8 protein-coding genes are annotated in these 12,531 nt (G+C 31.3%); 1 reads left to right on the plus strand and 7 read right to left on the minus strand.

The annotated features are described in order from the left end of the window. The first annotated feature begins 60 nt into the window (after positions 1–60). A complete protein-coding gene (gene obgE / locus V1T75_RS09610; RefSeq protein ID WP_330488331.1) occupies positions 61–1,050 on the plus strand; it encodes a GTPase ObgE in 990 nt (329 codons plus the stop codon). Between the two features lie 57 nt (positions 1,051–1,107). Here the strand turns inward: obgE and V1T75_RS09615 are convergent, their stop codons facing one another. From V1T75_RS09615 to V1T75_RS09645, 7 genes are all read right to left on the minus strand, one after another. Next, positions 1,108–1,737, minus strand: a complete 630-nt coding sequence (locus V1T75_RS09615) for a hypothetical protein (RefSeq protein ID WP_330488332.1) — start codon at positions 1,735–1,737, stop codon at positions 1,108–1,110. Positions 1,738–1,803: 66 nt separating this feature from the next. Next, positions 1,804–2,817, minus strand: a complete 1,014-nt coding sequence (locus V1T75_RS09620) for a hypothetical protein (RefSeq protein WP_330488333.1) — start codon at positions 2,815–2,817, stop codon at positions 1,804–1,806. 74 nt (positions 2,818–2,891) lie between these two features. Then, a complete protein-coding gene (locus V1T75_RS09625) occupies positions 2,892–4,208 on the minus strand; it encodes a RagB/SusD family nutrient uptake outer membrane protein (RefSeq protein WP_330488334.1) in 1,317 nt (438 codons plus the stop codon). Between the two features lie 13 nt (positions 4,209–4,221). Beyond that, positions 4,222–7,518 (minus strand): SusC/RagA family TonB-linked outer membrane protein, encoded by a 3,297-nt coding sequence (locus V1T75_RS09630; RefSeq protein ID WP_330488335.1) that lies wholly within the window; start codon positions 7,516–7,518, stop codon positions 4,222–4,224. A 4-nt stretch (positions 7,519–7,522) separates the two neighbouring features. Continuing rightward, positions 7,523–10,024 (minus strand): zinc-dependent metalloprotease, encoded by a 2,502-nt coding sequence (locus V1T75_RS09635; RefSeq protein ID WP_330488336.1) that lies wholly within the window; start codon positions 10,022–10,024, stop codon positions 7,523–7,525. A gap of 115 nt (positions 10,025–10,139) precedes the next feature. After that, positions 10,140–11,747 carry a histidine kinase gene (locus tag V1T75_RS09640; protein WP_330488337.1) on the minus strand — a complete coding sequence of 536 codons (1,608 nt, stop codon included), beginning with the start codon at positions 11,745–11,747 and terminating at the stop codon, positions 10,140–10,142. Between the two features lie 5 nt (positions 11,748–11,752). Further along, positions 11,753–12,529 (minus strand): LytR/AlgR family response regulator transcription factor, encoded by a 777-nt coding sequence (locus tag V1T75_RS09645; protein ID WP_330488338.1) that lies wholly within the window; start codon positions 12,527–12,529, stop codon positions 11,753–11,755. Between the last annotated feature and the right edge of the window lie 2 nt (positions 12,530–12,531).

Here is a 12,531-nt window from a genome sequence, read left to right on the forward strand (position 1 = left end):
ACTTGTTTAATTGTTGAATCGTTTAAACGATTCAACAATTAAACAATTAAACAATTAACAATGACTGAAGGAAATTTTGTCGACTATATTAAAATCTACGCATCATCAGGTAAAGGTGGTCGTGGATCTGCACACTTACATCGCGAAAAATACATTGCGAAAGGTGGACCTGATGGTGGTGACGGTGGTCGAGGTGGTCATATTATATTACGTGGCGATAAAAATATGTGGACACTTTTCCATTTAAAATTTAAACGTCACTTTAGAGCAGAACACGGTGGTGATGGTAGTAGTAGTAGAAGTACTGGGCATGATGGTGCCGATGTTATCATTCCTGTTCCATTAGGAACTATTATTCGGGATGCTGATACTGACGAAATTTTATATGAAGTTATTGAAGACGAACAAGAGATCATCTTATTAGAAGGTGGTAAAGGTGGACGTGGTAACTGGCATTTTAAGTCTTCTACCAATCAAACTCCTCGTTATGCACAACCAGGTATTGATGGACAAGAAGGTTGGTACCGCATTGAATTAAAAATTTTAGCTGATGTTGGTTTAGTTGGTTTCCCTAATGCAGGAAAATCTACTTTATTATCTGTTATTACCGCAGCAAAACCGAAAATCGCTGATTATGCATTTACAACCCTAAAACCTAATTTAGGAATTGTGGAATATCGCAATCATCAAAGTTTTGTCATGGCAGATATTCCTGGAATTATTGAAGGAGCTGCTGAAGGAAAAGGTTTGGGGCATCACTTTTTACGTCATATAGAACGTAACTCTACCCTACTCTTTTTAATTCCTGCTGATAGCGAGGATATAAAAAAGGAGTATGAAATTTTATTGAATGAGCTTCGCAAACACAATCCTGAATTATTGGATAAGGATCGTTTGTTAGCTATTTCAAAATCGGATATGCTAGACGATGAACTAAAAGAAGAAATTAAACACGATTTGCCTGAAGGCATTGAAACGTTATTTATCTCTTCTGTTGCTCAACAAGGCTTAATGGAGCTAAAAGATAAATTGTGGCAAATGCTGAATTAGCTTTTGTTTAAAATACCCCTATAAAAAAACACCTCTACGAGGTGTTTTTTTGTTCTCTTATTCCATCTTCCAAATTCTTCTAAACATTTCTTGAAAAGCAGTTTTTGCATTCTCTTTGGCACTTTTTTCTACATACTCATTTATTAACGCTACCCTATCAGCTGCACTTGGATGCGTAAAAATTTCTGGTCCTAGGAGGCTTTGTAAAACTTCTATATTAGCTATCAACTCATTACCTAACGCTACTTCTTGTGTAGTGAATAAATACATTGCTATGATATCTGCAAGGTATTCTGCTTTCTTATACGCATTTGTTTTAGCTCCATTGGGAATTTCGGTTCCTAAATGAAATTGCTCTGCTTGTTTAAGTGTTACAAGATGCCCCAGCTCATGAGTCAATACAAAAACTTGTATATAATTTTTATCATACTCTATTAACCCCTGACTTACCTCAACATAATTCGTTGCTGCTCCTGCATTCACTGAGAGATCGTTTTTATCTATTCTAAACTCATTAGGAATATCTACTTCTGTAAACTCTTTAAATAACGGCTTTACTGTTTTTAAATATAGTTCCTTTAATTTTTCTTCTTTTGTTAAACTCTCTACAACTTCTTCTTTCTTAGTTTCGACTGTGTTACAGCTTATTACTATAAAAGTGATGATTATTGTTATGATATTTTTCATGATTTTTGGTATAAAAAAACACCCTTAAAATTAAATTTTAAGAGTGCTTACTAGGGGAAACATTAATTAATCAAAATACGTATATGTAATACTAGTATTAAGAAAACCGAATACAACATACGAAGCTGTTAATGGATATCCATCTGTATTATAGGTATAAGTTACTGGAGTATCGCTAGAAAAACTACCTTGTGCTGGATTATTTATATTTACTCCATCTAATCCTGTTCCTACATTAATTTTAGCAAAAGCTGTAGGATAAACTCCTTTAAAAGGATTGTTCTTGTCATCATAGGTGTTTTCTAATGTTTGAGTACCTATTGTCTCTGTTTTTACATTCCCTTCTTCATTGTATGTATAACTTGTGTTAGTTATTTTATCGTTTTCTTTATTTACTCTCTCTTTTTTCTCTAATTTATTTTCAGCATCATACATATAGGTATAAGTATAAGCTTCTATACCGTCTTCCTTCTCAACTGCACTTACAATTAAGCCTTTGTCGTTATACGTATATAGAGTGCTTTTTGTATCTGACTTTACTTCTATTACTTGATTTTTATCATTATAAACAACAGTATAAGTTGTAGTAGCTCCTCCTTCTTCTATAGTATACGAGCTGATAAAATTAGAATTGTCATCGTAGGTATATGTAGTAATACTCTCACTATAATCATCTTTAAAATGATATACTTTTATTTGAGAACCGCTACCTACTTCTCCACGAATGTTAATGGTTACATTGTATACTTTTTCATCACCATTTTCTGCTGTAACTGTAAAAGGCATTGCTTCTCCGTCTACAAAGTTTACTGCTTCTCCAGAAGCTGGTGAAATAGTTGCTTTGTCTGATATCGTGATGTTAGGAATTACTCCTGAAATATTTGTGTTGAAAGGAACACTAATCGTTATATTGTTTCCTAAATCATATATAACATCCTCTTCATTAACTCCTTCAAAATTTATTTTAAAACTTGTAATACTATTTAATGATGATTGTACTACTTTATCGCTATCATCACTAGAGCAACTTACAACTACAAGTGCTATAATTAAAGACAAAAAAGGGAAAACTTTTTTCATAATGTAAATATTTAAATATTAGTAATTGAGCATCAATTTATTTTATTCCGTTTGACACTTACCGGATGTGTATATTAAAAGTTTGGATTATTTATTTTAGCATCATTAGGAAATGGAACTACGTATCTACTATCATTTTGCTGTAATGTGTAGTTTTTTCCTTCATACCATTTTACAATTTCTGGTTGTATCGTTCTTTTTAAATCATTCCAACGTTGACCTTCAATAGCAAATTCACGTGCACGTTCCTCTAATATTTCTTCATACAACTCTTGTTTATTTAAAGCGTTGATATATGTAGTATAATCTGTTATTTTAGCTGGTGTATACCTGTTTTTAGCAAACTCTAATAATTGAGTTCTTGCTAAACTTAATTGATTCTGTTGTGTGTAGGCTTCAGCTAAAATCAAATATAACTCTGCTACTCTAAGGGTTGATTTGTATTTTATATTAGCTGTTTTGGTAGCTCTATATACCGTTCCATCTTTCTTAAAGTACATCTGGAATCGTAAGTCATTTGTTCTATCGTATTTATTGAGTAAATCGTCTGAGATAGCGGCATTACTTGCAATATCAAATGAAGATACCACGTCTAATGCTAAGATTGATTCTACTGAAGTAAACTCTGAAGGCATAATAGCACTATTTGTATTTAAATCTTGTAATGTATGCTGTATAGCCAATGCTTCTTTACTTGCATCAATAGCTTTTTGCCATTGTTTTTTATATAGGTATACTCTGGCTTTTAAACTTTTTAATGCAGCTTTTGAAAACCTGTAATTGAACCCTGTTTCTTGTCGCTCAATGGTTAAAAGTGCTTCTGCCCTAACAAGATCTTCTAAAACTTGCACATACACTTGTTCTAGCGATTGAATATCATATTTTTGATCTAAATTATATTCTGTAACAATAGGCACTCCATTATCACTACTAGCTGTAGTGGCATTATATGCTTTTGCATACAAATTAACTAATTGAAAATATTGTAAGGCTCTCAATGCATATGCTTCTCCAACCAATTGATTAATCTTTGTTACGTCACCTATTATTTCTGTTTGATTATCAATAATATGATTGGTGTGAAAAATTATTTTATAAAAACTGGCATATGAAAAAGAAGTCGTTAAGGGTGATGCACTAGTATCATTCCATAAATACATATCTTCATACTGTTCAATCCCTACAGAACTTTTACTCAACTGTAACTCATCAGCTCTATAAGTAGTTAGTAAATAGTTATTTTTTTCTGTTGCATAGGCTGTTGTTAAAAAGTTTCTATAATCTTCAACAGATTTAGGTATTACCTGTCCTATTGGTTCTACATCTAAGTAATCATCGCATGAAACCATGCTTACGACAGCTATAAATAATATATATATGTGTGTTTTCATTTCTATATTTTTTTTAAAAAGAAAGGTTAAATCCAAAAGAGATAATCTTTGGTATTGGTTGTGAATATGGACTCCCAAAAGTTTCAGGATCAAAATATCCATCATAATCCGTTCCGAAAACAAATAGGTTTCTTCCTTCTAGGTTAAAACTTAATCTCGAAACATGCATACTTTCCAAATACTTGGCAGGTACATTGTATCCAAACTTTATGCTATTAACTCTTATGTATGAAATTTTATCTACCCAAATATCTATATCTCTGAACGTATTCCCTGTATCGTAATTATGATACCAATTATACACTAAATCGGTTTCAAAACCAGGGGTTGTACTTCCTATCAACGCTGGATAATTTCCTGTACCTGCTTTTAAAATTTCCTTATTATAATTATATGTTGGACTTACTTGTGTTGGATGATACGAAGGCGTTCTTTTTACTGTTTGATTTAAATTAAAGTTTGTTGCAATACTTATACTAAATTCTTTATACTGTAACTTATTGATAAATCCTCCGCTAAATTCTGGGTCTCCATTACCTACATAGGTATATAAATTTCTGTGTTCTTCTCTCGTTAGTTGACTTCCGTCTACCCCTTCTGAAAGATTATAAAAATCGACAGCCGTTACTTGCTTTCCATCTTTCCAAAACAAGGGTAATCCATTGCTATCAAGCCCCGCTGTTTTAATAGCAAAAATTGCATTTACACCGTAACCTTGTAGAGAAGGTTTAAAGTCGTTATCTCTAATTTGAATTTTTTCTACCTCGTTTTTATTATGTGAAATATTAAAACTAGTGCTCCAGCTAAAATCGTCTTTAACTATATTTTTAGTATGAATAGCCAACTCTACCCCTTTATTACTTAACGTAGCCCAATTGGTGTTGATAAAATTAAAACCTGATTCTAACGGAATAGCTTGTAAACCTATTAGGTCTGAACTTTTACGGTAATAATAATCTGCCGAGATATAGATGTTATTTTTAAATAAACCTAGGTCAAACCCAACATTTGATGAAATTGTTTTTTCCCAACGTAAGTCTTTATTAGGAGCAGATATAACATTAATTCCTTGCTCAGAATTTCCTGGTAACACTGTTACATCTTCATAGGTTCCGACTACAAAAGGTGATGTTGATTTATCTATATTTCCTTGCACTCCATATGATCCTCTTATTTTAAACTCATTAATTGCTGTTACATCAAAAAAGTTCTCTTTTGTTACATCCCATGAACCAGCAACTGACCATAATGGCAAGTATCTAAATTTTGGATTTACACCAAATAAGTTAGACCCATCGTATCGTAAGCTTCCAAAGATTGTATATTTTCTATCATAGGTATACGAAGCAGTTCCGAAGAAAGAAGCATACGCATTTTCGTTCTTTGTTTTTCTATATGGATTAAACAACTCATTTCCTAAGGCCCTTTCATCTGTTATTGGTATGGTTCTTAAAGTATTACTATTAAATCCAAAGCCCTTTGTATGAATTTCTGTACGCTTATCTTCTCTAAATTCAGTACCTAACATAACATCTACTTCATGTATATTGTTTATTGATGTGTTGTAATTTAGCGTTGTTTTCCAGTTATATTGGAAAGCATCACTATTCCAATTTTGAATTATTCCTCCTTCAGGTAAAAAATACGCATCATTTCCACTTACATCTTGATATCTAGATCCAAACCTATATTTTCTTGTATAGTAACTGTTTTGATCAGCAAATTTTTCTGTTTGATCAAAATCAAACTGCATTCCTAATTGAGTATATAATTTTAAACTATTGTCAAATTTATAAGTAAGATCAATGATAGGCTTAATAGAATATGATGTGAGTTCTTGATTTGTATTTTGTCTTTCTTCTAACGGGTTGTAACGTAGATTTAAATCGGATCTTTCGACTAAATCAGGATCATAATTATATGTACCATCTGCATTGAAAGGCATAAAATAAGGGTTTACCCTTCTTGAGTAATATGCAGGGTTTGTATAAGCGTCTGCTCCAGTAATATAAGATGTACTTTTATTTCTACTTGCAAAAACAGATACTCCTACATTTAACTTATCATTTACGTCGTAATCGTTTTTAAACGTAAGGTTGTATCTATTTAAACCAGTACCTTTGGTTGTTCCCTCTTCATCAAAATATCCTAAAGAGAAATAATACCTCGATTTTTCACTTCCTCCAGAAAGTGTTAGTCCATATTGTTGGTTTATTGCTGCTTGGTACAACTCATTCCCCCAATTGGTTTGTTGGTTTCTTAAACTATTAATTGCATTTTGTGCTAAGGGGCTAATGTTTGAAAAACCATTGTTTTGGAAGTTATCATAAGCTCCATAAGCTTGTAAAATGCGAGCTACTTCTCCTCTTTCCTTTTGATACGTTAAATCTGATCTACGGGCTAAACCTAGTTCAAAGTCTACTTTTTCGCTAGCATTCATTAAGTTTAACTTATCAAAATTAGGACGTAAAGTTAAGAAAGTACTGGCGTTAAAGTTAACTCTCATAGCTCCTTCTTTACCTTTTTTGGTTGTAATTACAATTACTCCATTTGCTGCTCTTGCCCCATATATAGAAGTTGCCGAAGCGTCTTTTAACACTGTTATTTCTTCTATATCTTCTGGGTTAATCCCTGCAATAGGAAAAGATTTTAAATTATCGATATTATCTTTATCTCTAAAATCTTTTGGAATATCATTTCCTTGTAAAGGGATTCCATCTAAAATCCACAAAGGGTCAGAAGAGCCGTTTAAAGTCGACGTTCCTCTAATTTGAATTTTAGCGGGAGCTCCTGGCGCTCCATTAGTGGGTTGTACAAGTACTCCTGAAATTTCCCCAGAAAGCATCTGGTCTATATTAGCTGTACCAGCACGCTTAACATCGTCTGTTTTAATTTTAGCAAATGACGAAGTGATTTTTCTTTTCTCAATTTTTTGATATCCCATAACAATAACCTCTCCTAAAAGTTCTTCTTTCTCTTTTAAGGTTATAATCATGTTAGTGCTTCTATTTTCTACGTTTACTTTCTCTGTTTCAAAGCCTATATATGAGATTATAATATATTTTGTTTCCGCTGGTGCTTTGAATGAAAAATTTCCATCAAAATCAGTAGTTGTTCCAATCATTGAAGCTTGAATAACGCCATCAATATTGGTTTTATTTCCAATCATTTTTGTTGAAGCATAAATACTAACTCCTGGTAAAGTTTCATTTCTAGCTTCGTCGATAACTGTTCCACTTATTGTTTTTGTGTTCTGCGCAAAAACTGAAAAAGGTATAAGAAGCAGTAAGTAAATTATTTTTTTATTCATCATCCTAATTATTCAAATTATACTCAATTCTGGCTATTAAATCGTTGTAATGATTTTTAGTCGTCTTGTTTCCTTTCTTTCTTTTCTTTTTTAATAACTTTAAGATTCTTTCTAATTCTGCTCTTTTATTGGAACCAACATCAGACACTCTTGGTATATAAGAAAAGTGTACATTTTTAAAGCTCTTTTCTGTATGGGTTAATGCTGCTTGTTTCGTCTTTTTTAATAAGGTGTTTCTATCTACAGTTAGTACATCTACATAATTTTTTTGAGTCATGCGATCTAACATGTCTAGCGGTTCATTTTTGATTGTTTTTTTAAAAATGGCCTTGTAAAGTTGATCAAATAAATATTCTTCTGTAAAAATTTCTTCTGTGTTAGAAGCTAGCACCTTGTTTTCTGTAATACGCATTAATCTATCTGTTTCAACCAAGCGATAAATCATATTTGTTTGATATGCACGATGCATCGATATTGGAGAATAAAAACGTTCTCCATCTGGTGCATCTCTTACTGGAAATACCTTATGTATTACATTTGGAGTAAACAACCATTCTTGTGGTAATATCGCCTCATTTATGATGTATTCTAAGGCCTCTTTTTGGATTTTAGCTGGTACTGAGACAAATGTGTTTTTACCATCGCCATAAATGGTGTTGTTAATATACATCCCACCAATATTAGCCATTACATGTCCACTGTATAACTGCCATTGGTCTATTACAGCTTTGTAAAGTTTTGCTGCTTTATAGTAATCTTCCCCTTCTTCTTCTGTCCAACTAATAATATTTGGCACTATTCTTTTTAAGTTTTTTAATCCATACTCACTTGCTTTAACTGCATTATTCCCTAGGTCTTCACTTTGTGATCTTGGATCGATAACTTTACTTTGCTGTGGCCCGTAAAAATACAATGAATCATTTTCGTGTTTTCTTATCCATTGATTTAATATTGGCAACTCTTCATGAGGTGTTTTTACCTCTAACCAACGATACCCCCAGTTAATTGCATACTTATCATACACTCCTATTTTAGGACTAACTTCTGTTATCTTATCTTCAGGTTGTGCAACATAATTATACCGAGCATAATCCATTATAGAAGGTGCTGTTCCTCCCATTTTTTTGGTAAAACTCGCTGATCTCAAAGAATCTACAGGATAACTAAATGATGCTCCCATATTATGCTTTAACCCAAAAGTATGCCCAACTTCATGAGAGGATACAAATCTAATAGATTCCCCCATAATCTCATCTGAAAAAACATTTGCTCTTGCCTCAGGGTTTATAGGACCTGTTTGCACACGAATCCATTGATGTAGTCCTTTCATTAGGTTATGCCACCAAATGATATCCGATTCCAAAATCTCACCACTTCGTGGATCAACAATTGAAGGGCCCATTGCATTTTGTCTTTCTGAAGCCACATAGGTAATTACAGAGTAACGAACGTCATCAATATCGAAATCTTTGTCTTCTTTGGTTACTTCTTTAACAACCACAGCATCTTTAAATCCTGCTTGTTCAAAAGCTTTGTTCCAGTCGTATACTCCATTTTTTATATATGGTATCCATTTTTTAGGAGTTGCAGGATCTATATAATACACTATTTGTTTTTTAGGAGTTACTACAGCTCCTTTTTTATATTTTTCAATATCCTCTTCTTTAGGCTCTAATCTCCAACGAGTGATTAAATCACGGTGTTCTACCTCATGTTGTCTATCAGAATAATAATCCATGGGTTTACTAAAGTACCCTATTCTTTTATCTCCAAAACGAGGTTTCATTATATTTGTTGGTAACAAAACGATATTTGTTGTCACCCCTATAGATAATGGTAATGCTGCACTTTTACCTTCTTTTACAGAAGTTGTTAAAAGTGATTTTACCACAATGTTTCTCGAAAAAGTTTTCACTTTTTCTATCTTAGACAGTTTTGTTTTAATACTCCCTCCTAACCCAATATTCGATAACAAATCATTAAAACTTTTATCTTCCCCATTAAAAACTCTATTTACTTTGATAAGCACCGAGGTAGCGTCTTCGTTTTCAGATTCTATTTTAAATTCTTCTATAATAGATTCTCCAAAATTTTCGTGTACTGAAAGAGTTATAGCGTTGTTCTTTGGTGAAGTTACTCTGGGATTAATTGTTTTTACCCACACCTTTTTTAAGAGTGTATCTTTATAAAATCTAATTAATTTCGTTTCATAAGCCATTCCTTTGTTCAATCCATGTCCATTAAGCGCATATGGAACTTGAGAAACTTTGTTAACTATTAAAAAGTCTTTTGATAATAATGAGTCTGGTATTTCAAAATAGATGTCTTCTTCTAATCTATAAATATTAAATACCCCTCTTTTTTTATTTCCCTCTTTTTGTAGTTTCTTATAAGAAACCTTACTTGTACTCTTAATAGTATCTTTTTCTTCTTCTTTTTGTGCTACAGCTATTGTAGTAAAAAATAAAAAAAACAAGATTAGTACTTTTACATTAATGTTCTTCATCTGAGAATACCTCTTCATAAATTAGTTGTGATTAAGAAGAAACCAAATGTAGCGCTGAAGTTGCTTTTTTAAAATTAAACTAGAGTGAAGTGTGTTATTAAAGGAGTGAATTTTATTATTTTGACAATAAAGGAAGATAACATTTAAAATCTTTATCAAAAACTTCTGTTTTAAATGAGGTTACATTATAAAATGCATAAAAATTACTTAAATAACTCAAACCAACACCATGGCTTTTTTCTTTTTTACTTTTTCTTGGGTTGTAATTATTACTTACCACTATCTTATCCCTTTCTATTAAAACATTAATAAAAAGAGGGTTCTTTTTTGTTATTTCATTATGCTTAATAGCATTTTCAATTAGTGTTTCTAATGCTAAAAATGGAATTTTCTTTAGCAAAGCTTTTCCTTCACTCCTGTCTGTAACACTCAAGTTTATACTGTTATTAAATCTAATTTTTTGCAAAAAGAAATACTGTTCTAAAAAATGCAATTCTTCTTTAACTGTAGTAAAATTAGCTTCTCTATCTTTTAATAAATACCTATAAACTTCAGAAAGCTTTAGAACAAACTGCTGAGACATTGTTTTATCTAGCCCTATTAAAACATGTAAAGAATTTAATGTGTTAAATAAAAAGTGGGGATTTAATTTTTTTCGTAGTTGACTGAGCTGTAATCGTGCATTTTTTTGTTGGTATTGCTCATTACTTATTGCCAATCGTTTTCTTTCTTGTTCGTATTGAAGTGTTCTTAAATGCTGACTTCTTAACTGACTACGCGAGAATCCTAAAATTAACATAAATGTTAGTAATGCTAATAAACTCATCCAAAGCAAATACTGTTTTATATCATTTACAGACTCTTTAATTAAGATATTTAAAGGAAAACTTGTTATTAAAACTAACTCTGACTTACCTACTTGTAATACATTATAATACCTTAATACCTCCAAGTTTAAGTACTCTGAGGTAACAGTTGATTTAATTTGTTGGTTATTTTTTGCTTCCCTGACCTTAAAAGACTTAATAATTTTACTTGGCGTAACGTTGTTAAAAAAAGATTTTTCATATTTCCCTATATAACTAGTATCTGGATGAAGTATACAAACACCTTCCTTATCTGTAACGATAACATAACCTCCATACCCTTTATACTTTTGTGAAAAATAGTTCCAATATTTTAATAAGTTAACATTGTAACCATATATTACCATTGTACCATCTGGTAATTGGTGCGTAATAATTTTTTGATAGTATGTAATACTATTTAACTCTAGTACTGTGTTAAAGGTTTCGTTCTCATTTTTTAATACTGTTATTTTTTCAAGTGTTTTAGCTTCTAACTCCTCAGCCCCTAAAAAGGATGCATAGGTAACTTTATTTTCTTTTAAAAAGTAAATAAAACTGACATCAATTACTTCTTCAGAAAAAGCAAGTTCACTATTAAATAACAATCTATTTTTAAATTCAGACTCCTCTAAATCTGCCCCTTTTTCTAAAATTTTTTCTGCTCCTGAAATAAACTTATCAAACTCATTAAAATCAAATTGTAATATATTTTTCTTTTCTCTTACAGTTTGACTCACTACTTCACTCACTAACCTCTCGGCTTCTAATGTAATTTTATTGGTTATTAATCTATAACCAATAAAAAATAAAACGATTAAAGAGATACTAACGGCAAAGTAGTACTGGTGCTTTCTTTTTTTTAACAGGAATTTCATAAAAACTAATTATCTAACCAGTTTTTAAAGTCTTTTATTCTTTGAGCACTCACCAATAACATTTCCTCCACTTGTAAACTAGATTGTAAGTCTATTTTTATGCGATTGTTACTATATTTAGAAATGTTTTTAATTGCTGAATGCTGAATAATGTATTTCCTATTAATCTTGAAAAAATATTTTTCAGACAATTCTTCTTCTAAACTGGAAATGGTTCCGTCATAGAGGTAGCTTTCATTATCAAAGGTAAATAAGAACAAATACTTACCTTGTGCCATAAAATAAGCAACATCTTCTCTTTTTATAGAAATTGATAAGCTTCCTTTTGACACCAAAAAGCGTTCTTTTTCTTTTTGATGCTGTATTCTATTATTCATTTGTAATAGTAATTGCTCTAGCTTATCGGTATAGTTTTTATTTTCGTTAAGATTTATATATTTTTCAATTGCTTTATTAAGCAACTCTTCACTGTAGGGTTTTAATAAATAATCTATTGCAAAAAACTGAAAAGATTTAATTGCGTATTCATCAAAAGCTGTGGTAAAAATAATCGGAATTGAAATTTTCAAACGTTCAAAAATTTCAAAACTATATCCATCTCCGAGGTGAATATCACTTAGAATTAAATCACATGTATTTTCTTGAAGCCACAGAATTGAATCTTCAACACTTTCTAACCTTTTTTTTACAGAAATTGAATAAGGACTTTTAAGTAATAAATTCTCCAAAGAAGATGCTGCTAAATCTTCATCTTCTATAATAACAACATCTAATGTCTTCATTT

It is taken from the genome of Tenacibaculum sp. FZY0031, from assembly GCF_036350695.1.
Lineage (GTDB): Bacteria > Bacteroidota > Bacteroidia > Flavobacteriales > Flavobacteriaceae > Polaribacter.